19 protein-coding genes are annotated in these 25,283 nt (G+C 55.4%); 17 read left to right on the top strand and 2 right to left on the bottom strand.

The features are described 5' to 3' along the window. Positions 1-182 precede the first annotated feature (182 nt). A complete protein-coding gene (gene ycaO / locus BH712_RS06265; protein WP_032673556.1) occupies positions 183-1,943 on the bottom strand; it encodes a 30S ribosomal protein S12 methylthiotransferase accessory factor YcaO in 1,761 nt (586 codons plus the stop codon). Between the two features lie 127 nt (positions 1,944-2,070). Here ycaO and BH712_RS06260 point away from each other — a divergent pair, with 127 nt between their 5' ends. The 13 genes from BH712_RS06260 (at position 2,071) to BH712_RS06200 (ending at position 16,996) form a co-directional block, all read left to right on the top strand. Continuing rightward, positions 2,071-2,763 carry a DUF421 domain-containing protein gene (locus BH712_RS06260; protein ID WP_032673555.1) on the top strand — a complete coding sequence of 231 codons (693 nt, stop codon included), beginning with the start codon at positions 2,071-2,073 and terminating at the stop codon, positions 2,761-2,763. Positions 2,764-2,925: 162 nt separating this feature from the next. Next, positions 2,926-4,014 carry a 3-phosphoserine/phosphohydroxythreonine transaminase gene (gene serC / locus BH712_RS06255; protein ID WP_006809384.1) on the top strand — a complete coding sequence of 363 codons (1,089 nt, stop codon included), beginning with the start codon at positions 2,926-2,928 and terminating at the stop codon, positions 4,012-4,014. 68 nt (positions 4,015-4,082) lie between these two features. After that, positions 4,083-5,366 carry a 3-phosphoshikimate 1-carboxyvinyltransferase gene (gene aroA, locus BH712_RS06250; RefSeq protein WP_006809383.1) on the top strand — a complete coding sequence of 428 codons (1,284 nt, stop codon included), beginning with the start codon at positions 4,083-4,085 and terminating at the stop codon, positions 5,364-5,366. A gap of 185 nt (positions 5,367-5,551) precedes the next feature. Next, positions 5,552-6,235 carry a (d)CMP kinase gene (gene cmk, locus BH712_RS06245; RefSeq protein WP_000125020.1) on the top strand — a complete coding sequence of 228 codons (684 nt, stop codon included), beginning with the start codon at positions 5,552-5,554 and terminating at the stop codon, positions 6,233-6,235. A 111-nt stretch (positions 6,236-6,346) separates the two neighbouring features. Then, the gene (gene rpsA, locus BH712_RS06240) at positions 6,347-8,020 is read left to right on the top strand and encodes a 30S ribosomal protein S1 (RefSeq protein ID WP_003858235.1); all 1,674 of its coding nucleotides are present in this window, start codon (positions 6,347-6,349) and stop codon (positions 8,018-8,020) included. 170 nt (positions 8,021-8,190) lie between these two features. After that, positions 8,191-8,478, top strand: a complete 288-nt coding sequence (gene ihfB, locus BH712_RS06235; protein ID WP_003858233.1) for an integration host factor subunit beta — start codon at positions 8,191-8,193, stop codon at positions 8,476-8,478. A 212-nt stretch (positions 8,479-8,690) separates the two neighbouring features. Beyond that, entirely contained in the window at positions 8,691-10,955 is a 2,265-nt protein-coding gene (locus BH712_RS06230) for a ComEC family protein (RefSeq protein WP_032673554.1), read from the top strand. Positions 10,956-10,991: 36 nt separating this feature from the next. After that, positions 10,992-12,740 (top strand): lipid A ABC transporter ATP-binding protein/permease MsbA, encoded by a 1,749-nt coding sequence (gene msbA, locus BH712_RS06225; RefSeq protein ID WP_006809379.1) that lies wholly within the window; start codon positions 10,992-10,994, stop codon positions 12,738-12,740. Further along, positions 12,737-13,714: a tetraacyldisaccharide 4'-kinase gene (gene lpxK / locus BH712_RS06220; protein ID WP_006809378.1), complete on the top strand. Its 978-nt coding sequence runs from the start codon at positions 12,737-12,739 to the stop codon at positions 13,712-13,714. The genes msbA and lpxK overlap by 4 nt, the downstream gene beginning before the upstream one ends. Positions 13,715-13,757: 43 nt before the next feature. After that, positions 13,758-14,987 carry a winged helix-turn-helix domain-containing protein gene (locus BH712_RS06215; RefSeq protein WP_006809377.1) on the top strand — a complete coding sequence of 410 codons (1,230 nt, stop codon included), beginning with the start codon at positions 13,758-13,760 and terminating at the stop codon, positions 14,985-14,987. A gap of 45 nt (positions 14,988-15,032) precedes the next feature. Beyond that, complete coding sequence (ycaR, locus tag BH712_RS06210) at positions 15,033-15,215, top strand: protein YcaR (protein ID WP_006174474.1); 183 nt, start codon at positions 15,033-15,035, stop codon at positions 15,213-15,215. Beyond that, complete coding sequence (gene kdsB / locus BH712_RS06205) at positions 15,212-15,958, top strand: 3-deoxy-manno-octulosonate cytidylyltransferase (protein WP_006809376.1); 747 nt, start codon at positions 15,212-15,214, stop codon at positions 15,956-15,958. Before ycaR ends, kdsB begins: the two co-directional genes overlap by 4 nt. Before the next feature lie 144 nt (positions 15,959-16,102). Next, positions 16,103-16,996, top strand: coding sequence for a YcbJ family phosphotransferase (locus tag BH712_RS06200; RefSeq protein WP_006809375.1), 894 nt, complete (start codon positions 16,103-16,105; stop codon positions 16,994-16,996). On the opposite strand, the gene elyC is transcribed toward BH712_RS06200, so the two are convergent. After that, positions 16,973-17,752, bottom strand: coding sequence for an envelope biogenesis factor ElyC (elyC, locus tag BH712_RS06195; RefSeq protein ID WP_006809374.1), 780 nt, complete (start codon positions 17,750-17,752; stop codon positions 16,973-16,975). The genes BH712_RS06200 and elyC overlap by 24 nt on opposite strands. A 120-nt stretch (positions 17,753-17,872) precedes the next feature. On the opposite strand from elyC, the gene cmoM reads away from it, so the two are divergent. The 4 genes from cmoM to mukB are packed head-to-tail and all read left to right on the top strand — an operon-like array spanning position 17,873 to position 25,111. After that, complete coding sequence (gene cmoM / locus BH712_RS06190) at positions 17,873-18,652, top strand: tRNA uridine 5-oxyacetic acid(34) methyltransferase CmoM (protein WP_006809373.1); 780 nt, start codon at positions 17,873-17,875, stop codon at positions 18,650-18,652. A gap of 3 nt (positions 18,653-18,655) precedes the next feature. After that, positions 18,656-19,978, top strand: a complete 1,323-nt coding sequence (mukF, locus tag BH712_RS06185; RefSeq protein ID WP_006809372.1) for a chromosome partition protein MukF — start codon at positions 18,656-18,658, stop codon at positions 19,976-19,978. Then, a complete protein-coding gene (mukE, locus tag BH712_RS06180; protein WP_006809371.1) occupies positions 19,959-20,663 on the top strand; it encodes a chromosome partition protein MukE in 705 nt (234 codons plus the stop codon). Before mukF ends, mukE begins: the two co-directional genes overlap by 20 nt. Next, positions 20,663-25,111 carry a chromosome partition protein MukB gene (gene mukB / locus BH712_RS06175; protein ID WP_006809370.1) on the top strand — a complete coding sequence of 1,483 codons (4,449 nt, stop codon included), beginning with the start codon at positions 20,663-20,665 and terminating at the stop codon, positions 25,109-25,111. Before mukE ends, mukB begins: the two co-directional genes overlap by 1 nt. The last annotated feature ends 172 nt before the right edge of the window (positions 25,112-25,283 follow it).

The following is a 25,283-nucleotide window of genomic DNA, read 5'->3' as shown; positions in this document are numbered from 1 at the left end:
GAGTATTTATTATAATAGGTAACAATAAAGCTCAGGTAAGTGTTTATATATTTACCCGTGATTAACTTAATTATTACAATCAAACGTCATTGCGAAAAAATAAAAAAAAAGGGGCAATGAAATTGCCCCGTAATATAGCTCAGGCGATTGAATACGCCTACAGCCATTAATGTTATGTGCGCTTATTTTGACCAGTAAGCGGCTTTTGCCTTCTGCAATTTTTCATATGCATTCAGCAGCGACTGATGTGCCGGGAAGGCTTTCAGATCGCTATCAACCGCTTGCAGGCCATAGAACGGCTCTTCACCGCTCAGCGCCGCGCTGGCAGCTTCAACGGCATCCGCACCGTACATGCGGACAAAGGCGTTCAGATACTGCAATGGCTCGCGACCGTCTTCCTGAGAAAGCAGGAGTAGCGTTTGCAGGCAACGGTAATAGTTAGTGCGCTCGGCGGAGAAGACGGACTGGTTAAATTCCATCGTCCACTCGGTCCAGGCCAAAGCCTGATCCAGATCGCCGCCCGCCAGCGCCAGCATCGCTTTCAGCTCACCGATGCGCAGGGTGTACCAGCCGTTATCTTTCCCGGTCGCCAGACCCAGTAGTTCGCGTACGCGGGTGAAATCATCGTGTCCTTCTTCGTCCAGCTGGGCGATCAGGTTCAGATAATCTTCTTTATCCCACTCGCTGCCTGGCAGGGCCAGCAGGGTTTCGCGCAAATGCGCGCCCATGCTGTTGTTCGCCAGCCACAGATCTTCTGCCGGATAGATATCCGACATGCCCGGCACAATAATACGACACGCGTAGACGCCGAGGTGTTCATAGTCGGCAATGTAGACCTCCTGATCTTCCGCGTTGAAGATCGCCATCAGGGTGGCGAACTCTTCTTCCGTCGTACCGGCAAAGCTCCAGTCCACGAACGGATAGTCCGCGTCCTGCTTGAACATATCCCAGGAGATCAAACCGCTGGAGTCGATGAAGTGCGTTTCGAGGTTGGTGTGCTCGGCGACTTCTTCGTCATCGAAGGTTGGCGGGGTAAAGACATCGAGATCTTTCAGGCTGCGGCCTTGCAGCAGTTCGGTCACGGTACGCTCCAGCGCCACGCCGAAGTCCGGGTGCGCGCCGAAAGAGGCGAAGCAGGTGCCATTTGCCGGGTTGAACAGGACCACGCAGATCACCGGATATTTGCCGCCCAGAGAGCCGTCATAAGCAAAGATTGGGAAACCTTCCGCTTCCAGTTTGGCGATGGATTCCACCACGCCCGGGTAGCGCGCCAGCACGTCTGCCGGGATCTCCGGCAGGCTGATGGATTCAGCAATAATGCGGTTTTTGATGTGACGCTCGAAAACTTCAGACAATCCCTGCACGCGCGCTTCGTTACGGGTGTTACCGGCAGACATGCCGTTAGACACATACAGGTTGCCGACGATGTTCATCGGAATATAAACGGTCTGCTCGTCAGACTGACGGGTGAACGGCAGGGCGCAGATACCACGCTCTTCATTGCCAGACTGAAGATCGATCAGCATGCTGGCGGTCAGTTCGTTTTCCGGATCGTAGAACGCGCGCAGGCGGGCATCGAGAATACCTTCCGGCAGTTCGTCATCTTCGGTCAGCGGGAACCATTTTTCGTTCGGGTAGTGAACGAACGGACCGTTGGCGATGGTTTCGCCCAGCCAGAAGTCGGCGAAGAAATAGTTGGTGGACAGACGCTCAAAATACTCACCCAGCGCAGAGGCCAGCGCCGCTTTTTTGGTCGCGCCTTTACCGTTGGTAAAGCACAGCGCACAGTCTTTGTCGCGAATATGCACGGACCAGACGTGAGGCACCGGATTCAGCCAGGAGGCTTCTTCGATATTAAAGCCCAGGTCGGTCAGTTTCTGCTGGAAGCGAGCGATGGAATCTTCCAGAGCGGCGTCTTTGCCGGGGATAAACGTTTGAGTCATGGCGTTCACTTTTATCGTACGTAAAGCGCGCAATGATACGGGTTTTGCGTGACGGGTGCTATCTCCGACGAAAATAAATGGCTGGGCTATGCTTATAAGCAGTAACCTACTGTTAAGGCATAGAAAAATGAAAGCATTTGATCTCCAGCGGATGGCGTTTGATAAAGTCCCTCCAGAGTTTTTAGGCGAAGTGGCGTTGCGCAGCCTGTACACCTTTGTACTCGTTTTCCTGTTTCTGAAAATCACCGGACGCCGTGGCGTGCGGCAGATGTCGCTGTTTGAAGTGTTGATCATCCTGACGCTGGGGTCGGCAGCAGGGGACGTTGCCTTTTATGACGATGTGCCGATGGTGCCGGTCTTTATCGTCTTCGTGACGCTTGCGCTGCTGTACCGGCTGGTCATGTGGCTGATGTCGAAAAGTGAGAAACTGGAAGATCTGTTGGAAGGGAAGCCGGTGGTGATTGTCGAAGAGGGTCAACTGGCCTGGGAGAATGTGAAAAGCGCCAATATGACGGAGTTTGAGTTTTTTATGGAACTCCGTCTGAGCAGCGTTGAGCAACTGGGGCAGGTACGTCTGGCGATTATGGAAACGAACGGTCAAATCAGCGTCTATTACTATTCTGACGATGAGGTGAAGCCCGGCCTGTGTATTCTGCCGGATATGCTCATCGAACGATACAAAACCGTACCTGAAGCGGGCGAGTACGCCTGCATAAAATGTAGTCATGTGGTGGTCATGCAGGCGGGCGATCATCAATTATGCCCCCGCTGTACGAATCCAGAATGGACGAAGGTTAGCCGGGCTAAACGCATCACCTGACAGCGATTTTGTCGGTTTTGTGACAACGGTGCGGCAGATTGTTTTGTGTGACGAGGGACACATTTCTCCGGTCATCAGTTTTAGACATTGCGGCGCGTGTCACTGAATGATAAAACCGATATCCACAGTTATAACTTATGGCTTTTAGCGTGGTGAGGGGAAATGGCTCAAGTCTTTAATTTCAGTTCAGGTCCGGCAATGTTACCGGCAGACGTACTTAAACAGGCTCAACAGGAGCTGTGTGACTGGAACGGTCTGGGTACGTCGGTGATGGAAGTCAGCCACCGGGGTAAAGCGTTTATTCAGGTGGCGGAGGAGGCAGAAAAGGATTTTCGCGATCTGCTGAATATTCCCTCGAACTACAAAGTATTGTTCTGTCACGGCGGCGGACGCGGCCAGTTTGCGGGGATCCCGCTCAATCTGCTCGGCGACAAAACCACCGCTGATTACGTTGATGCCGGCTACTGGGCAGCCAGTGCGGTAAAAGAAGCACACAAATATTGCACACCGAATGTTATCGATGCAAAAGTGACCGTTGACGGTCTGCGCGCCGTGAAGCCAATGCGCGAGTGGCAGCTTTCTGACAACGCCGCGTATCTCCACTACTGCCCGAACGAAACCATCGACGGTATCGCCATACACGAAGAGCCAGACTTTGGCGAAAATGTGATTGTGACAGCGGACCTCTCTTCCACCATTCTGTCTACCCCGCTGGATGTCAGCCGCTACGGCGTCATCTATGCGGGTGCCCAGAAAAACATCGGTCCTGCGGGTCTGACTATCGTTATCGTGCGTGAAGACCTGCTGGGGAAAGCCCATAAGTCTTGCCCGTCAATTCTGGATTACACTGTCCTGAACGACAACGATTCCATGTTCAACACCCCACCAACGTTTGCCTGGTATCTCTCCGGCCTGGTCTTCAAATGGCTGAAGCAAAAAGGCGGCGTGGCGCAGATGGACAAGATCAATCAGCAAAAAGCTGAACTGCTGTACGGCGTGATCGACAAGAGTGATTTCTACCGTAACGACGTCGCCAACACTAACCGTTCACGTATGAACGTGCCGTTCCAGCTGGCGGACAGCAACCTGGATAACCTGTTCCTGGAAGAGTCCTTCGCGGCGGGTCTGCATGCGCTGAAAGGCCACCGAGTAGTAGGCGGCATGCGCGCCTCTATCTATAACGCCATGCCGCTGGAAGGCGTTAAGGCCCTGACTGATTTCATGATCGACTTCGAACGTCGTCACGGTTAATTGGCTGTTTTTCACCCCCGCAGCGTTCCTGCGGGGTTTTTATTATGTTGAGTTGAGAGTTGAGTTTCATGGAATCCCTGACGTTACAACCTATCGCGCGGGTAGATGGCACCATTAATCTGCCTGGTTCAAAAAGTGTCTCGAACCGCGCTCTGCTGCTGGCAGCTCTGGCAAACGGCACCACCGTCCTCACCAATCTGCTGGACAGCGATGACGTGCGCCATATGCTCAATGCACTGAAAGCGTTGGGCGTTCAGTACGCGCTGTCTGACGATCGTACCCGTTGTGAAGTCACCGGTAACGGCGGTGCGTTACATTCTGCTGAAGCGCTGGAGCTTTTCCTGGGTAACGCGGGTACAGCGATGCGTCCTCTGGCCGCAGCGCTGTGTCTGGGGGACAACAATATTGTGCTGACCGGCGAGCCGCGAATGAAAGAGCGTCCGATCGGCCATCTGGTGGATGCCCTGCGTCAGGGCGGCGCGCAGATCGATTATCTTGAGCAGGAAAATTACCCGCCCCTGCGTCTGCGCGGTGGTTTTACAGGCGGTAACGTTGAGGTTGACGGCAGCGTTTCCAGCCAGTTCCTGACCGCGCTGCTGATGACCGCACCGCTGGCACCACAGGACACCGTTATCAGCATTAAAGGCGACCTGGTCTCTAAGCCGTATATTGATATCACGCTGCACCTGATGAACACCTTTGGTGTTGTGGTGGAAAACCAGTCATATCAGGGCTTCGTGGTGCGTGGAGCGCAGCAGTATCAGTCCCCGGGCAACTACCTGGTTGAAGGTGATGCTTCCTCCGCCTCCTATTTCCTTGCCGCTGGCGCGATCAAAGGCGGTACGGTAAAAGTGACGGGTATTGGCCGCAACAGCGTGCAGGGCGATATCCGTTTTGCTGACGTACTGGAAAAAATGGGCGCGGTGGTGACCTGGGGTGATGACTTTATCGCCTGTACCCACGGCGAGCTGAACGCCATCGATATGGACATGAACCATATTCCGGATGCGGCGATGACCATTGCTACGGCGGCGCTGTTTGCCAAAGGAACCACTACACTGCGTAACATCTATAACTGGCGCGTAAAAGAGACGGACCGCCTGTTCGCAATGGCAACCGAGCTGCGTAAAGTGGGGGCGGAGGTAGAAGAGGGCGAAGACTACATTCGCATCACGCCGCCAGCGAAACTGCAATTTGCAGAAATTGGCACCTACAACGATCACCGCATGGCGATGTGTTTCTCGCTGGTGGCGCTGTCCGATACGCCAGTGACTATTCTCGATCCGAAGTGTACGGCAAAAACCTTCCCGGACTACTTCGAGCAGCTGGCGCGCATCAGCACTCTGGCCTGATGACCCTATGCCGCATCATTCGATGCGGCATTTCCTTACGCTTTCTGACAGTCATCCTCTTTCATTTCTTCTACACTCTGCTTCAATCATTCCGTAATTTGCACGCAAAGGTAACAGTTGCGCACGTTGGCGCGTATAATGCGCGGCGTTCATGTAAACGGTATGCCTTAATTAAGGAGAAAAAGATGACGGCAATTGCCCCGGTAATCACCATTGATGGGCCAAGTGGCGCAGGGAAAGGTACTCTGTGCAAAGCGATGGCGGAAGCATTGCAATGGCATCTTTTAGATTCGGGAGCAATCTATCGCGTGCTGGCGCTGGCTGCGCTGCATCATCATGTGGATGTTGCGTCTGAAGAAGCGCTGGTGCCGCTGGCTGCGCATCTGGATGTGCGCTTTGTCTCTACTGATGGCAACCTTGAAGTGATCCTGGAAGGGGAAGATGTCAGCGGTGAAATCCGTACGCAGGAAGTGGCCAATGCGGCCTCTCAGGTGGCGGCTTTCCCACGCGTTCGTGAAGCGCTGTTACGTCGCCAGCGCGGTTTCCGCGAAGCGCCGGGGCTGATCGCCGACGGCCGCGACATGGGAACCGTGGTATTCCCTGATGCACCCGTGAAAATTTTCCTTGACGCTTCTTCGGAAGAACGTGCTCAACGCCGCATGCTTCAGTTGCAGGAAAAGGGGTTTAGTGTTAACTTTGATCGCCTTTTATCCGAGATAAAAGAGCGCGATGACCGCGATCGTAACCGCGCCGTCGCACCACTTGTTCCCGCAGAAGATGCATTAGTTCTGGATTCAACCAGTTTAACTATTGAGCAAGTGATTGAAAAAGCGCTACAATATGCGCGCCAAAAACTGGCACTCGCGTAAACGCGACCGATTTAGCAGTACCCCCGCTGCAATGGATTGACGGCGGGTATGTGAAACAACCCCATCCGGCACGGAGCCAGGTGGACGTTAATATTAACCTGAAGATTAAACATGACTGAATCTTTTGCTCAACTGTTTGAAGAATCCTTAAAAGAAATCGAAACCCGTCCGGGTTCCATCGTTCGTGGCGTTGTTGTTGCTATCGACAAAGACGTAGTACTGGTTGACGCCGGTCTGAAATCTGAGTCTGCCATCCCGGCTGAGCAGTTCAAAAACGCCCAGGGCGAGCTGGAAATCCAGGTTGGTGACGAAGTTGACGTTGCTCTGGACGCAGTAGAAGACGGCTTCGGCGAAACCCTGCTGTCTCGTGAGAAAGCGAAACGTCACGAAGCATGGATCACGCTGGAGAAAGCTTACGAAGAAGCTGAAACTGTGGTCGGTGTTATCAACGGCAAAGTTAAAGGTGGCTTCACTGTTGAGCTGAATGGTATTCGTGCGTTCCTGCCAGGTTCACTGGTAGACGTTCGTCCAGTCCGTGACACCCTGCACCTCGAAGGCAAAGAGCTTGAGTTCAAAGTAATCAAGCTGGACCAGAAGCGTAACAACGTTGTTGTTTCCCGTCGTGCCGTTATCGAATCCGAAAACAGCGCAGAACGCGATCAGCTGCTGGAAAACCTGCAGGAAGGCATGGAAGTCAAAGGTATCGTTAAGAACCTCACTGACTACGGCGCATTCGTTGACCTGGGCGGCGTTGATGGCCTGCTGCACATCACCGACATGGCGTGGAAACGCGTTAAGCACCCAAGCGAAATCGTGAACGTGGGCGACGAAATCACTGTTAAAGTGCTGAAGTTCGACCGCGAGCGTACTCGTGTATCCCTCGGCCTGAAACAGCTGGGCGAAGATCCATGGGTAGCTATCGCTAAGCGTTACCCAGAAGGTACTAAACTGACTGGTCGCGTGACCAACCTGACTGACTACGGCTGCTTCGTTGAAATCGAAGAAGGCGTTGAAGGTCTGGTGCACGTTTCCGAAATGGACTGGACCAACAAAAACATCCACCCATCCAAAGTTGTTAACGTTGGTGATGTAGTGGAAGTGATGGTTCTGGATATCGACGAAGAACGTCGTCGTATCTCCCTGGGCCTGAAGCAGTGCAAAAACAACCCATGGCAGCAGTTCGCGGAAACCCACAACAAGGGCGACCGTGTTGAAGGTAAAATCAAGTCTATCACTGACTTCGGTATCTTCATCGGCCTGGACGGCGGCATCGATGGCCTGGTTCACCTGTCTGACATCTCCTGGAACGTTGCAGGCGAAGAAGCAGTTCGTGAATACAAAAAAGGCGACGAAATCGCAGCAGTTGTTCTGCAAGTTGACGCAGAGCGTGAGCGTATCTCCCTGGGCGTTAAACAGCTCGCAGAAGATCCGTTCAACAACTGGGTTGCACTGAACAAGAAAGGCGCAATCGTAAACGGTAAAGTGACTGCTGTTGACGCTAAAGGCGCAACCGTAGAACTGGCTGACGGCGTTGAAGGTTACCTGCGCGCTTCCGAAGCTTCACGTGACCGCGTTGAAGATGCAACTCTGGTTCTGAGCGTTGGCGACGACGTTGAAGCTAAGTTCACCGGTGTTGACCGTAAGAACCGTGCAATCAGCCTGTCTGTTCGTGCTAAAGACGAAGCTGATGAGAAAGATGCAATCGCAACTGTGAACAAACAGGAAGATGCAAACTTCTCTAACAACGCAATGGCTGAAGCTTTCAAAGCAGCTAAAGGCGAGTAAGTTCAGGTTCGCACCATCATTTGAGCTGTAACGCATTTACAGCGCGAAGGATGGAGAGCAGACTTGACAGATTGCAGGATTCGTCCTGTAATCAATAACAAAGGGCGGCTACGGCCGCCCTTGTTTAATAAGCTGTTCAGCTAATGGGTTTGAAAGGAACCGGAGGAATCATGACCAAGTCAGAATTGATTGAAAGACTTGCCAGTCAGCAACCGCATATCCCTGCCAAGGCTGTGGAAGATGCCGTTAAAGAGATGCTGGAGCATATGGCTACCACTCTTGCCCAGGGCGAGCGCATTGAAATCCGCGGTTTCGGTAGTTTTTCTCTGCACTATCGTGCACCACGTACCGGGCGTAACCCGAAGACTGGCGATAAAGTGGAGCTGGAAGGAAAGTATGTTCCGCACTTTAAGCCGGGTAAAGAACTGCGCGATCGCGCCAATATTTACGGTAACTGAGTTTAATCCTTAGGGTTAAACTGAGTTTAAAGAAAGCACCTCAGGGTGCTTTTTTTGTATCCCGCCCCTGCATTTCTGAATACGCGCCGCATTCTTATTTTCTCTTTGCTGTAAACACTTAAAAACGTTGCAGCGCCCGCTGTAAATCACGCCTTTTCTGTCTGACGACGCATCAGTCCCGCCGCATAATCACCTGAAATATGGAGGTGAAGATGGGGATCCACGTCATCAGTATTTGCGCCATTCTGGCCATAATTCCGCTCTATTGGTTGCCCGTTTTGCCAGATTTGCAGACCGTCTGGATGCTGATTGCCGCAGGAATCGCGTTATCACTACAGCAGAGAAAATGGCTTACGTTTTCAGGCCTTGCATTGCTCTTTTTATGCTGGGGCATTCTGGCCGCTCAGGAAAGCGTGTGGCCGATGAACCATTTGACGAAAGCACCGCAGCAGGCCGAGGTAGTCATTACCGCAACGGACGGCGCAACGATGCATCAGGGAAGGATTGTCAGCCTCAATGGGAAGCGCGTGTGGGCTGCCATAGGCGTGGCGCTGTATGGCAACTACCTGCCACAAAACGTCTGCGTCGGCCAACGCTGGGCAACGACCCTGCGGCTCAGGGCAGTGCATGGAGAACTCAACGATGGCGGTTATGATTCGCAGAAAAATGCCTTTGCCCGACACCAGACGCTGAGCGGACGGTTTACCCATGCGGAGATTGTTGACGCACACTGTAGTCTGCGTGCGCAATACCTGACATCACTACAGAATACACTTTCAGCATATCAGTGGGGGACCGTGATCCTGGGGCTGGGAATGGGTGAGCGGCTGTCGGTCTCGCGGGAGATAAAAAACCTGATGCGCGAGACCGGTACGATGCATCTGATGGCAATCTCGGGATTACATATTGCGCTGGCCGCTTCCGTTATCTGGTTTCTGGCGCGGGGCATCCAGTTCTTCCTGCCGGGCCGCTGGATTATCTGGCAAATTCCCTTGCTGGCAGGACTGATTTTTGCCGCGTTTTATGCATGGTTAACGGGCTTGCAGCCGCCCGCGCTGCGTACGGTTATCGCGCTTGTGGTACTGGCTGCATTAAAAATGAGCGGTCGCCAGTGGTCGCCCTGGCAGGTATGGCTTACCTGCGTGGCGGCGATCCTGATTTTCGACCCACTGGCGGTACTGTCACAAAGCCTGGCGTTGTCAGCGTTTGCGGTCGCCGCGCTTATTTTTTGGTATCAGTGGTTGCCTCTCGCGCACTGGCAACGGGGCTGGTGCCTGCGGACGCTGATTACGCTGTTGTATTTGCAGGTCGGAATGCTGCTGCTCCTGTTGCCGCTACAGATATTGATTTTCCATGGTTTCAGTCTCTCTTCGCTGGTGGCGAATCTGTTTGCTGTTCCTCTGGTGACCTTTATTTCAGTTCCGCTGATCCTGCTCGGCATGTTTCTGCATCTGTTTCCTGTGGCGGCGCTGGAAAGTATCGTCTGGCTGGCTGCCGATAAATCTCTGGCAGGGCTTTTCTGGCTATTGATGCGTTTGCCGAATGGCTGGCAGGACGTTGATGAACGCTGGCAATACCTGACGTTACTGCCCTGGCTGCTGATCATTGGCTGGCGATTCAGGGCCTTCAGCACAGTACCCGCAGTCTGTCTGGCAGGCAGCGTGGTACTGGCATTTCCACTCTGGCACAGGGTAAAAACCGACAGCTGGTCCCTGCATATGCTTGATGTAGGGCAGGGGCTGGCGATGGTCATTGAGCGTCACGGTAAGACGATTCTGTATGACACGGGGCTGGCATGGCCAGGTGGGGACAGCGCGCAGCAGCTGATCATCCCCTGGCTACGCTGGCATCACCTGAGGCCGGAAGGGGTGATCCTGAGCCATGAACACCTCGATCACGCGGGGGGACTGGCATCGCTAAAAGCTGCCTGGCCCGCAATGTGGATCAGAAGCCCCTTAGCCTGGGCCGGGCATCTTCCCTGCTTTCGTGGGCAGCGATGGCAGTGGCAGGGATTAACGTTCTCCGTGCACTGGCCACCCGCAAACACTCCGGTGAAAGGTAACAACCGCTCCTGCGTGGTAAAAATTGATGACGGCGAACAGAGCGTTTTACTGACCGGGGATATTGAAGCGCAGGCAGAACTGGGAATGCTGAGCCACCGCTGGCGTCAACTTACGGCTACACTGATTCAGGTGCCGCATCATGGAAGTAACACGTCATCCTCGACACCGCTGCTACAGCGCGTGGAGGGGCAGGTGTCGCTGGCCTCAATGGCCCGCTATAACGCGTGGCGTTTCCCTTCCGTCAAAGTGGTCCGGCGCTATCGAAATGAGGGTTATCTCTGGCTTGATACCCCGCAGTCCGGGCAGATATCCGTGACGTTTTCGCACCATAGTCGGCAAATTCGCCGCTTACGCGAACACTATTTACCGCGTTGGTATCATCAGTGGTTTGGCGCGCCCGTAGATAACGGGTAGAATATGCGGCTATTTCAACAAATGCTGGTTTTTTGAATGCATAACGACAAAGATCTCTCCACGTGGCAAACGTTCCGCCGGCTCTGGCCGATGATTGCTCCTTTCAAAGCAGGCTTGATCGTGGCGGGCGTAGCGTTAATCCTCAACGCAGCCAGCGATACGTTTATGTTATCGCTCCTCAAACCGTTACTGGATGACGGTTTTGGTAAAACGGATCGTTCAGTGCTGCTATGGATGCCGCTGGTGGTTATTGGGCTGATGATCTTACGCGGCATCTCCAGCTATGTATCCAGCTACTGCATCTCCTGGGTATCCGGTAAAGTGGTGATGACCATGCGCCGTCGGTTGTTCAGCCATATGATGGGGATGCCAGTCTCATTCTTTGATAAACAGTCAACCGGTACGCTGCTGTCACGTATTACCTACGATTCAGAGCAGGTGGCGTCCTCCTCCTCCAGCGCACTAATTACCGTTGTGCGTGAAGGCGCATCCATCATCGGTCTGTTTGCGATGATGTTCTATTACAGCTGGCAACTGTCGCTCATCCTTATTGTGCTGGCGCCGATTGTCTCTATCGCTATTCGCGTGGTATCAAAGCGTTTTCGCAACATCAGTAAAAATATGCAGAATACGATGGGGCAGGTGACTACCAGCGCCGAGCAGATGCTGAAAGGCCATAAAGAAGTGTTGATTTTCGGCGGTCAGGAAGTCGAAACCAAACGCTTTGATAAGGTCAGCAACAGAATGCGCCTGCAAGGAATGAAAATGGTATCGGCCTCGTCGATTTCCGATCCGATCATTCAGCTGATTGCCTCTCTGGCACTGGCCTTTGTCCTGTATGCCGCAAGCTTCCCGAGCGTCATGGAAACCCTGACTGCGGGTACCATTACCGTGGTGTTCTCATCCATGATTGCGCTGATGCGTCCGCTGAAATCGCTGACCAACGTCAACGCCCAGTTCCAACGTGGGATGGCAGCCTGCCAGACGCTGTTCAGCATCCTCGATTCCGAACAGGAAAAAGATGAAGGGACACGCGTGATCGCGCGCGCTAAAGGCGACCTGGAATTCCGCAACGTCACCTTTACCTATCCTGGCCGCGAAGTACCGGCGCTGCGCGATATCAGCCTGTCCATCCCGGCGGGGAAAACCGTTGCGCTGGTCGGTCGTTCCGGTTCAGGCAAGTCGACCATTGCCAGCCTGATTACCCGTTTCTACGATATCGACCAGGGCGAGATCCTGCTGGATGGTCATGACCTGCGGGAATATACCCTACAGTCGCTGCGTAATCAGGTCGCGCTGGTCTCGCAGAACGTGCATCTGTTCAACGATACGGTGGCGAACAACATTGCCTATGCCCGTACCGAAGAGTATAGCCGTGAAGAGATCGAGAATGCGGCGCGTATGGCCTATGCGATGGACTTCATTAACAAAATGGATAATGGTCTGGATACGGTCATTGGTGAAAACGGCGTGCTGCTCTCCGGTGGTCAGCGTCAGCGTATCGCGATAGCCCGTGCGCTGCTGCGCAACAGTCCGATTCTAATCCTGGATGAAGCGACATCTGCACTGGATACGGAATCTGAACGCGCTATCCAGTCGGCTCTGGATGAATTACAGAAAAACCGCACCTCGCTGGTTATCGCGCACCGCCTGTCGACTATCGAACAGGCTGACGAAATCGTGGTGGTGGAAGACGGCGTGATCGTTGAACGCGGCAGCCATGCGGACCTGCTGGAACAACGGGGTGTTTACGCGCAGCTTCATAAAATGCAGTTCGGTCAATGATTGCACGCATCTGGTCAGGTGAATCCCCTCTGTGGGTGCTGCTACTCCCGCTCTCCTGGCTGTATGGCCTGGTGAGCGGTGCTATTCGTCTGCTTTATCGCCTCGGGATCAAGCGCGCCTGGCGCGCACCGGTACCGGTAGTGGTGGTCGGTAACCTGACGGCGGGTGGAAACGGCAAAACCCCGGTGGTGATCTGGCTGGTAGAACAACTCCAGAAGCGCGGCATCCGCGCGGGGGTTGTCTCACGCGGTTACGGTGGCAAAGCGGCGCAGTATCCTCTGGTTCTGAGCCCTGACACGACAACCGCTGAAGCCGGTGATGAGCCGGTACTGATTTACCAGCGTACAGGCGCGCCGGTCGCGGTATCGCCGGTGCGCAGTGATGCCGTGAAGGCACTGCTTGCGAAGCATGACGTACAAATCATTATTACTGATGATGGTTTGCAGCATTACGCGCTGGCGCGTGACAAAGAGATCGTGGTCATTGACGGCGTGCGACGTTTTGGCAACGGCTGGTGGCTGCCCGCCGGGCCTGTGCGTGAGCGTGCGTCGCGCCTGAAGACCGTCGATGCCGTGATTGTGAACGGCGGTGAAGCCAGAGCGGGCGAAATCCCAATGCATCTTCGTCCCGGACAGGCCGTGAATTTGCTGACCGGCGAACGTAAAGACGTCGCACAACTGGGGCAACTGGTTGCGATGGCCGGGATTGGTCATCCGCCGCGGTTCTTCGCGACGCTGGAGCAATGTGGCGGACGGCTGGAAAAACGTATACCGCTGGCCGATCACCAGGCGCTGGTTGCCGAAGAGGTCGACAGGCTGGCAGCGCCGGGTCAGACGCTGATCATGACGGAAAAAGACGCGGTAAAATGCCGGGCCTTTGCGAAAGAAAACTGGTGGTATCTGCCGGTTGACGCTGAACTCAGCGGCGAACAGCCGGAACATTTGCTCAAGGAACTGCTCGCGTTAGTGCAGTAACTTCTACGCGGTTCCGGTGGCGCTTTGACTGACAGGAAAACGCATGTCTCTACCGCAACTCTCACTTGCAGCCGCACGAAACCTGCATCTTGCCGCCCAGGGGCTTCTGAAAAAGCCCCGCCGCCGCGCGCAGCCAGCGGATATCCTCTCAACCGTGCAACGCATGTCGTTGCTGCAAATCGACACCATTAACATCGTGGCGCGTAGCCCGTATCTGGTCCTGTTTAGCCGCCTGGGAAACTATCCTCCGCAATGGCTGGATAATGCGCTGAGTCAGGGCGAACTGATGGAATACTGGGCGCATGAAGCCTGTTTTCTCCCGCGCAGCGATTTTGCACTGGTGCGTCACCGCATGCTCGCCCCGGAGAAAATGGGCTGGAAATACCGCCAGGAGTGGATGGTGGAACACGCGGCGGAAATAGAGCAACTGATTGCCCATATTCAGGAAAACGGTCCTGTACGCTCCGCGGATTTTGAACATCCGCGAAAAGGCGCAAGCGGATGGTGGGAGTGGAAACCGCACAAACGTCATCTCGAAGGGCTGTTTACGTCGGGTAAAGTGATGGTGGTCGAGCGTCGCAATTTTCAGCGCGTCTATGACCTCACGCACCGCGTTATGCCTCACTGGGACGATACGCGTGACCTGCTGTCTCAGGACGCAGCCGAAGCCATCATGCTTGAAAACAGCGCCCGCAGCCTGGGCATATTTCGCCCGCAGTGGCTGGCGGATTATTATCGTCTGCGTCAGCCGCAGCTAAAACCGCTGCTGGAAACGTGGCAGCGCGAACAGCGCGTCATGCCGGTCTCGGTAGCGTCGTTAGGTGAAATGTGGTTGCATGCGGATTTGTTCCCTCTGCTGCCGCAGGCGCAGGAGGGCAAACTTCAGGCGACCCACAGTGCCGTGCTGTCGCCGTTCGACCCCGTCGTCTGGGACAGAAAGCGGGCCGGGCAGTTGTTTCATTTCAGCTACCGTCTGGAATGCTACACCCCGGCGCCAAGGCGTCTGTATGGTTATTTTGTTTTGCCGCTGCTGCACAAAGGCCAGCTGGTCGGGCGGATGGACGCTAAAATGCACCGTAAAACCGGCATGCTTGAAATTATCGCGCTCTGGCTCGAAGAGGGCATAAAAGTGACGGCTGGCCTGGAAAAAGGGTTAACGACTGCGCTCAGTGACTTTGCGCGCTGGCAGGGGGCGCATGAAATTGTACTCGGTCGCGTACCTGCGGGGCTGTTTACGACCTGTCGAGGTGGCTGGGAAACAGACACTCCCTGAAAACGGAATGTGATAAGCTTTAGCGATTACCCATACGGAGGAACTATGGATCACCGTTTACTTGAAATTATTGCCTGCCCGGTGTGCAACGGCAAACTCTATTACAGCCAGGATAAACAAGAGCTGATTTGCAAACTGGACAGCCTGGCATTCCCGCTGCGTGACGGTATTCCGGTCCTGCTGGAAAATGAAGCCCGTTCCCTGGTGGCAGAAGAGAGCAAACCATGAGTTTTGTTGTCATTATTCCTGCGCGTTATGCTTCAACGCGCCTGCCGGGTAAACCGCTGGTGGATATCAACGGTAAGCCGATGATTGTGCACGTGCTTGAACGGGCGCGCGAATCGGGTGCCGGACGCGTCATCGTCGCCACCGATCACCCGGATGTCGCGCGAGCGGTTGAGGCCGCGGGTGGGGAAGTGTGCATGACCCGTGCCGATCATCAGTCAGGCACCGAGCGTCTGGCGGAAGTCGTCGAAAAATGTGGTTTCAGCGACGAGACGGTGATTGTGAACGTGCAGGGCGATGAGCCGATGATCCCGGCGGCGATTATCCGTCAGGTGGCCGACAACCTGGCGCAGCGTCAGGTTGGCATGGCGACCCTCGCGGTGCCGATTCACCACGCTGAAGAGGCGTTCAATCCGAATGCGGTGAAAGTGGTCACGGACGCAGAGGGCTACGCGCTCTATTTCTCCCGCGCCACCATTCCGTGGGATCGCGACCGTTTTGCACAATCGAAAGAGACGATCGGCGAAACCTTCCTGCGCCACATTGGAATTTATGGCTACCGCGCCGGTTTTATTCGTCGCTATGTCGCCTGGTCGCCAAGCCCGCTGGAGCATATCGAAATGCTCGAACAGCTTCGTGTGCTGTGGTACGGCGAGAAAATTCACGTTGCGGTTGCCCGTGAAATCCCTGGCACCGGCGTGGATACCCCTGAAGATCTTGAGCGCGTACGCGTCGAAATGCGTTAATTCGCTGGCATCCCCTCGTCCGGGGGGATGCTCTCCCGCCTGGCTATTTTTCTCTTTTCTTTTTCATTATTGATCTCTACCGGGTGACATCCGGGGTTCACGCGCTCATTATAAAAGCAGTAGTCTTAATGGGGGTAATCTCATATGGAACAACTGCGTGCTGAACTCAGCCATCTGCTGGGCGAAAAGCTAAGCCGGGTGGAGTGCGTGAATGAAAAGGCCGATACCGCACTCTGGTCGTTGTATGACAGTCAGGGAAACCCCATGCCGCTGATGGCCAGAAGTTTTACCTCGCCTGGTGTCGCCAGACAGCTGGCCTGGAAAATGTCAATGCTGGCGCGGGAAGGAACGGTCCGTATGCCGACGGTTTACGGCGTGATGACGCATGAGGATCATCCCGGCCCGGATGTTCTGCTTATTGAGCGTTTACGCGGGGTCTCTGTTGAGGCCCCGACGCGTACACCGGCGCGCTGGGAACAGCTGAAAGATCAGATTGTTGAGGCTCTGCTTGCCTGGCACCGGCAGGACAGCCGGGGTCTTGTCGGCGCGGTAGACAGCACGCAGGAAAACCTGTGGCCGCTGTGGTATCGCCAGCGTGTCGAAGTGCTGTGGGGCACGCTGAACCAGTTCAACAACACCGGTTTAACGATGCAGGACAAACGTATTCTGTTCCGCACCCGGGAATGTCTGCCGACGCTGTTTGAAGGTTTTAACGACAACTGCGTGCTGGTGCACGGCAACTTCACGTTGCGCAGTATGCTGAAAGACTCGCGCAGCGACCAGCTGCTGGCGATGGTCGGGCCGGGGATCATGCTCTGGGCGCCGCGTGAGTACGAACTGTTCCGGCTCAGCGAGGGCGGGGCGGCGGAAGATTTGCTCTGGCACTATCTTCAGCGCGCTCCTGTCGCGGAGGCCTTTCTCTGGCGGCGCTGGCTCTATCTGCTCTGGGATGAGGTGGCGCAGCTGGTCAACACCGGGCGCTTTAATCGCGCCAGTTTCGATCTGGCCGCTAAATCACTCCTGCCCTGGCTTGCCTGAGGAACCTTTGAGCCACTGCCAGAGGCGGCCAAGCGTCTCGTAGCCGACGCGGTCGCTGTGCATCAGCCATACGGGGGACGGGATTATTCGTTCCCACGGATTGAGCGGGGCGTCAATAGCCATCTGGTTTGCCGGAGCAGGAAGCGGATGCAGGCCCCGCTGCTCAAAGAAAATCATTGCGCGCGGCAGGTGTGAAGCAGAAGTCACCAGCAGGAATGGGACATCACCGATGGCCTGTTTCACTGCGGCCGCCTCTTCTTCGGTATCTTTTGGGCTATCCAGCGTGATGATGGCGGAGCGTGGTACGCCGAGGGATTCAGCCACTCTCGCTCCTGCTTCAGCGGTACTGACCGGGTTGGTTTTTGCCGCAGCGCCCGTGAAGATCATCTTCGATCCCGGATTGGCCAGCCACAGGCGGATCCCCTCGTTCAGACGCGGCAGACTGTTGTTGATCAGGTTCGAGCTGGGTGCCCAGTTCGGATCCCAGGTATACCCGCCGCCCAGCACCACGATATAGCCCACCTTCTGACTTCCCTGCCATGTCGGGTAGGTGTTTTCAATCGGACGTAACAAACCGTCAGCGACCGGTTGCAGGCTGAGTAACAGCAGCGCCAGCCAGCCCACGGTAACGAGAGATTTACCGCTTTTCTGAAAGCGGCTAAACCATATCAATGCCAGCCCCAGCGCGATGAGAAGCAGCAGCAGGGGAAGAGGAAGCATCATGCCTCCGATATATTTTTTTAGGGTAAAAAGCATCCTTTTTGGTTCCTTTTTTAACCATACAGCAGGCGATTGCCCGTGATATTACACCAGAGTGGTTCATTCTCCGCGCGGGTGTGACAAAATAGCGGTTTTGCAGTGAGTGGAACCCTCCCAATGCGGGATCGCAATTTTGATGACATCGCGGAAAAGTTTTCGCGCAACATTTATGGCACCACCAAAGGTCAGCTTCGTCAGACGATCCTCTGGCAGGATCTGGACAAGCTGCTGGCGGAATTCGGTGACCGACCGTTGCGCGTGCTGGATGCCGGCGGTGGGGAAGGCCAGACTGCAATTCTGATGGCGCAGCGGGGACATCACGTCACGCTTTGCGATCTTTCTGCCGAGATGGTTGCACGTGCCGGGCGAGCGGCAGAAGAGAAAGGTGTGAGCGACAACATGCATTTTATACATTGCGCCGCTCAGGACATTCCGCAGCATTTGGAAACGCAGGTTGATCTGATATTGTTTCATGCTGTGCTCGAATGGGTCGCCGAACCACAGGCGATGTTAAAAACGCTGTGGTCGATGTTGCGCCCGGGCGGTGCGTTATCGCTGATGTTTTACAATGCCAACGGCCTGCTGATGCGAAACGTGCTGGTTGGCAATTTTGGCTACGTACAGCAGGGCATGTATAAAAAGAAACGACGCACGCTTTCACCGGATTTCCCCCGTGAACCGCAGCAGGTCTATGGCTGGCTGGAGGAGATCGGTTGGGAAATTACCGGCAAAACCGGCGTGAGGGTGTTTCATGATTATCTGCGTGATAAACAAAAACAGGATGACTGTTTAGACGCCTTAACAGAAATAGAGACGCGGTACTGCCGCCAGGAGCCTTATCTGAGCCTTGGCCGCTATATACACGTCACCGCGCGCAAGCCGCAGATGCAAGGATAATCTATGAGTGAATTTTCCCAGACAGTCCCCGAACTGGTTGCCTGGGCCAGGAAAAACGATTTCTCCATCTCGCTGCCGGTAGACAGACTCTCATTCCTGCTGGCGGTTGCGACGCTAAACGGCGAACGTCTTGATGGCGAAATGAGTGAAGGCGAACTGGTGGATGCGTTCCGCCACGTCAGTGATGCGTTTGAGCAAACCAGCGAAACCATTAGCGTGCGTGCCAACAACGCAATCAATGATATGGTGCGTCAACGTCTGCTGAACCGCTTTACCAGCGAACAGGCGGAAGGAAACGCCATCTATCGTCTTACGCCACTGGGCATTGGCATTACCGACTATTACATCCGCCAGCGCGAGTTTTCCACCCTGCGTCTCTCCATGCAGCTCTCTATTGTTGCAGGCGAGCTGAAGCGTGCCGCCGACGCGGCCGATGAAAACGGTGACGAATTCCACTGGCACCGCAACGTTTACGCGCCGCTGAAATACTCGGTCGCCGAGATTTTCGACAGTATCGATCTGACTCAACGTCTGATGGACGAACAGCAGCAGCAGGTGAAAGACGATATTGCCCAGTTGCTGAATAAAGACTGGCGTGCGGCCATCTCCAGCTGTGAACTCTTACTGTCAGAAACGTCGGGTACGCTGCGTGAATTGCAGGATACGCTGGAGGCGGCGGGAGATAAGCTTCAGGCCAACCTGCTGCGCATCCAGGACGCGACGATGGCGCACGACGATCTGCATTTTGTCGACCGTCTGGTGTTCGATTTGCAAAGCAAGCTTGACCGCATTATCAGCTGGGGCCAGCAGTCGATCGACCTGTGGATCGGCTACGACCGCCACGTGCATAAATTTATCCGTACCGCCATTGATATGGATAAAAACCGCGTCTTTGCTCAGCGTCTGCGCCAGTCGGTGCAGACTTACTTTGATGCGCCGTGGGCGCTGACCTATGCCAACGCCGATCGTCTGCTGGATATGCGCGACGAAGAGATGGCGCTGCGCGATGAAGAGGTCACCGGGGAACTGCCGCCGGATCTGGAATACGAAGAATTTAACGAAATTCGCGAGCAACTTGCGGCGATGATCGAAGAACAGCTCGCTGTCTACAAAACCAGACAAGCACCGCTGGATCTTGGCCTCGTGGTACGCGACTATCTGGCGCAGTATCCGCGCGCGCGCCACTTCGATGTTGCCCGCATTGTTGTAGACCAGGCGGTGCGCCTGGGCATCGCACAAGCCGATTTCACCGGACTGCCGCCGAAGTGGCAGCCGATTAACGATTACGGAGCCAAGGTACAGGCGCATGTCATTGACAAATATTGAACACGTGATGCCAGTTAAGCTGGCACAGGCGCTGGCGAATCCGTTGTTTCCGGCGCTGGACAGCCAGCTGCGTGCCGGTCGTCACATTGGCCTTGACGAGCTGGATAATCACGCCTTTTTGATGGACTTTCAGGAGTATCTGGAAGAGTTTTACGCTCGCTATAACGTTGAGCTGATCCGCGCGCCGGAAGGGTTTTTCTACCTGCGTCCGCGCTCTACCACGCTTATTCCGCGCTCGGTGATTTCCGAACTGGATATGATGGTCGGCAAAATTCTCTGCTACCTCTACCTCAGCCCGGAACGTCTGGCGAATGAAGGGATCTTCACCCAGCAGGAGCTTTACGATGAGCTGCTGTCGCTGGCGGATGAAAGTAAGCTGCTCAAGCTGGTGAATAACCGCTCGACGGGGTCCGATCTGGACCGTCAGAAATTACAGGAAAAAGTGCGATCTTCCCTTAACCGTCTGCGCCGTCTGGGAATGGTCTGGTTCATGGGTCACGACAGCAGTAAGTTCCGCATCACCGAATCGGTCTTCCGCTTTGGCGCCGACGTGCGCGCGGGTGACGATGCGCGTGAAGCACAGCTGCGCATGATCCGTGACGGTGAAGCGATGCCGGTGGAAAACCATTTGCAGCTCAATGACGAGCACGAAGAGAATCAGCCGGATAGCGGGGAGGAAGAGTAATGATTGAACGCGGTAAATTTCGCTCACTAACGCTGATTAACTGGAACGGCTTCTTTGCCCGAACCTTCGATCTGGATGAGCTGGTGACAACGCTCTCCGGCGGTAACGGGGCGGGTAAATCCACCACCATGGCGGCCTTCGTGACGGCGCTGATCCCTGACCTGACCCTGCTGCACTTCCGTAACACCACCGAAGCGGGCGCCACGAGCGGCTCTCGTGATAAAGGTCTGCACGGTAAGCTGAAAGCGGGCGTCTGTTATTCCGTGCTGGACGTGGTCAACTCCCGTCATCAGCGCGTGGTTGTAGGCGTGCGCCTGCAACAGGTTGCTGGCCGCGACCGTAAAGTGGATATCAAACCGTTTGCGATCCAGGGGCTGCCAACCTCCGTGCAGCCGACCGCGCTGCTGACGGAAACCCTGAATGAACGCCAGGCGCGCGTCCTGACGCTCCAGGAGCTGAAAGACAAGCTGGAAGCCATTGAAGGCGTACAGTTTAAGCAGTTTAACTCCATTACCGACTACCACTCTCTGATGTTCGATCTGGGTGTGGTGGCCCGTCGTCTGCGCAGTGCGTCAGATCGTAGTAAATACTACCGTCTGATTGAAGCCTCTCTGTACGGCGGTATCTCCAGCGCCATTACCCGCTCCCTGCGTGACTATCTGTTACCGGAAAACAGCGGCGTGCGTAAGGCCTTCCAGGATATGGAAGCTGCGCTGCGTGAAAACCGCATGACGCTGGAAGCGATTCGCGTAACACAGTCTGACCGCGACCTGTTTAAACACCTGATCAGCGAAGCCACTAACTACGTGGCGGCGGATTATATGCGCCACGCCAACGAGCGCCGCATCCATCTCGACCAGGCGTTAGAGTATCGCCGCGAGCTGTTTACGTCCCGCAAACAGCTGGTGGCCGAGCAGTATAAGCATGTCGAAATGGCGCGCGAACTGGGTGAGCACAACGGTGCCGAAGGGGATCTGGAAGCCGATTACCAGGCAGCCAGCGATCACCTGAACCTGGTGCAGACCGCGCTGCGTCAGCAGGAAAAAATCGAGCGCTACGAAGCCGATCTTGATGAGCTGCAAATTCGTCTTGAAGAGCAAAATGAAGTGGTGGCCGAAGCCGCCGAATTGCAGGAAGAGAACGAAGCCCGCGCGGAAGCCGCCGAGCTGGAAGTGGATGAGCTGAAAAGCCAGCTCGCTGACTACCAGCAGGCGCTGGACGTGCAGCAGACGCGTGCGATTCAGTACAACCAGGCGTTGCAGGCGTTGCAGCGTGCTAGAGAGCTATGCCACCTGCCGGACCTGACCCCGGAAAGCGCTGACGAATGGCTGGATACGTTCCAGGCCAAAGAGCAGGAAGCCACTGAAAAACTGCTTTCTCTCGATCAGAAAATGAGCGTGGCGCAAACGGCGCACAGCCAGTTTGAGCAGGCGTACCAGCTGGTGGTGGCGATTAACGGTCCGCTGGCGCGTAACGAAGCGTGGGACGTTGCCCGTGAACTGCTGCGCGACGGCGTCAATCAACGCCATCTGGCCGAGCAGGTGCAGCCGCTGCGCATGCGCCTGAACGAGTTGGAACAGCGTCTGCGTGAACAGCAGGAAGCGGAGCGTCTGCTGGCGGAATTCTGCAAACGTCAGGGTAAAAATTACGATTTTGACGAGCTTGAAGCCCTGCACCAGGAGCTGGAAGCGCGTATTGCGGCCCTGTCCGATACCGTATCGAACGCCAGCGAACAGCGTATGACGCTGCGTCAGGAGCTGGAGCAGCTTCAGTCCCGTTCGAAGACGCTCTTACAGCGTGCGCCGATCTGGCTGGCCGCACAAAGCAGCCTGAACCAGCTCAGCGAACAGTGTGGCCAGGAGTTTGCCTCCAGCCAGGACGTCACCGAATACATGCAACAGCTGCTGGAGCGCGAGCGTGAAGCAATTGTTGAGCGTGACGAAGTGGGCGCGCGCAAGCGTGACGTCGATGAAGAAATCGAACGTTTAAGCCAGCCGGGTGGGTCAGAAGATCCGCGCCTGAATGCCTTAGCCGAGCGTTTCGGCGGCGTGCTGCTGTCTGAAATTTACGACGACGTTGGTCTGGACGATGCGCCGTACTTCTCCGCGCTGTACGGTCCGTCCCGTAACGCGATTGTGGTGCCAGATCTGTCGCTGATTTCAGACCAGCTGGCAGGGCTGGAAGACTGTCCGGAAGATCTCTACCTCATCGAAGGGGATCCGCAGTCGTTTGATGACAGCGTATTCAGCGTCGACGAGCTGGAAAAAGCGGTGGTGGTGAAAATCGCCGATCGCCAGTGGCGTTACTCGCGCTTCCCGGAACTGCCGCTGTTTGGCCGCGCCGCGCGTGAAAACCGAATTGAAAGCCTGCACGCCGAGCGCGAAACGCTTTCAGAACGTTTTGCAACCCTGTCGTTTGATGTGCAGAAAACCCAGCGTCTGCATCAGGCGTTCAGCCGCTTTATCGGCAGCCATCTGGGCGTTGCCTTTGAACCCGATCCGGAAGCCGAAATTCGTAAGCTCAACACCCGCCGTGGTGAGCTGGAGCGTGCGCTTGCCAGCCATGAAAATGACAACCAGCAAAGCCGCGTGCAGTTCGAGCAGGCGAAAGAGGGCGTTGCGGCGCTTAACCGCATCCTGCCGCGCCTGAACCTGCTGGCGGACGATACGCTCGCCGACCGCGTGGATGAAATTCAGGAACGTCTGGACGAGGCACAGGAAGCGGCGCGCTTTGTGCAGCAGCACGGCAATCAGCTGGCAAAACTGGAGCCGATGGTTTCCGTTCTTCAGAGCGACCCGGAACAGTTTGAGCAGTTAAAAGAAGATTACGCCTGGTCACAACAGGTGCAGCGCGAAGCCCGTCAGCAGGCGTTTGCCCTGACGGAAGTGGTGCAACGTCGCGCGCATTTCGGCTACTCCGATTCAGCAGAAATGCTGAGCGGGAACAGCGATCTGAATGAAAAGCTGCGCCAGCGTCTGGAGCAGGCCGAAGCAGAACGTACGCGCACCCGTGAAGCGATGCGTACTCACGCCGCACAGCTGAGCCAGTACAGCCAGGTCATGGCGTCGCTGAAAAGCTCCTTCGACACCAAGAAAGAGCTATTAAACGATCTGCATAAAGAGTTGCAGGACATTGGGGTGCGCGCCGACAGCGGTGCAGAAGAGCGGGCGCGTATTCGTCGCGATGAGCTGCATGCTCAGCTCAGCAACAACCGCGCGCGGCGTAATCAGCTGGAAAAAGCGCTGACCTTCTGTGAAGCGGAAATGGACAACCTGACACGACGCCTGCGCAAGCTGGAGCGTGACTATTTTGAGATGCGTGAACAGGTTGTGACCGCGAAGGCGGGCTGGTGCGCGGTAATGCGCATGGTGAAAGACAATAACGTGGAACGTCGTCTGCACCGTCGCGAGCTGGCGTACCTGTCTGCCGATGAACTGCGTTCGATGTCGGATAAGGCGCTGGGTGCGCTGCGTCTGGCCGTGGCGGACAATGAACACCTGCGCGACGTGCTGCGCATGTCCGAAGATCCGAAGCGTCCTGAGCGCAAAATTCAGTTCTTCGTGGCGGTTTATCAGCACTTACGCGAGCGTATTCGTCAGGACATCATCCGTACCGACGATCCGGTAGAAGCCATCGAACAGATGGAGATCGAACTGGGCCGTCTGACGGAGGAGCTGACCTCCCGCGAACAGAAGCTGGCAATCAGCTCCCGCAGCGTGGCGAATATTATTCGTAAAACCATTCAGCGCGAGCAGAACCGTATCCGTCAGCTGAACCAGGGGCTGCAAAGCGTGTCGTTTGGCCAGGTCAACAGCGTGCGGCTGAACGTGAACGTGCGTGAAGCGCACTCCACGCTGCTGGACGTGTTGTCTGAACAGCATGAGCAGCATCAGGATCTGTTCAACAGTAACCGCCTGACCTTCTCCGAAGCGCTGGCGAAACTGTATCAACGTCTGAATCCGCAGATTGACATGGGCCAGCGTACGCCACAAACCATCGGTGAGGAGCTGCTGGACTACCGCAACTATCTGGAAATGGAAGTTGAGGTTAACCGTGGTTCCGACGGCTGGCTGCGCGCTGAATCCGGTGCGCTCTCTACCGGGGAAGCCATCGGTACCGGTATGTCGATTCTGGTGATGGTGGTGCAAAGCTGGGAAGATGAAGCGCGTCGTCTGCGTGGCAAAGACATCTCTCCATGCCGCCTGCTGTTCCTCGATGAAGCCGCGCGTCTCGACGCCCGCTCCATTGCCACGCTGTTTGAGCTTTGCGATCGCCTTGATATGCAGCTCATTATCGCGGCGCCGGAAAACATCAGCCCGGAAAAAGGGACGACCTATAAACTGGTGCGTAAGGTATTCCAGAATAGCGAGCACGTACACGTCGTTGGCCTGCGCGGTTTCGCACCACAGCCACCGGAGTCATTACCGGGCACGGCTGACGCCTCTTAACGCGGGGTGCGACAAAGGGCGGCGCTGAGGCGCCGCTTTTTTTATTCACTTAACTTGTGTTCAGGGCTGCGTTATCTTTAAACTTCTTTACATAAGGTAAGGCAGTAGCGTGTATGCCTTTCTATACTGAAGGAAAGCTCCAGAATAATGGGCATGTCGTGAAAAACAGGGG

This window comes from Enterobacter hormaechei ATCC 49162 (assembly GCF_001875655.1).
Taxonomy (GTDB): domain Bacteria; phylum Pseudomonadota; class Gammaproteobacteria; order Enterobacterales; family Enterobacteriaceae; genus Enterobacter; species Enterobacter hormaechei.
Note: the sequence above shows the minus strand (reverse complement) of the source record. Positions and strands in the feature narration are given on the sequence as shown.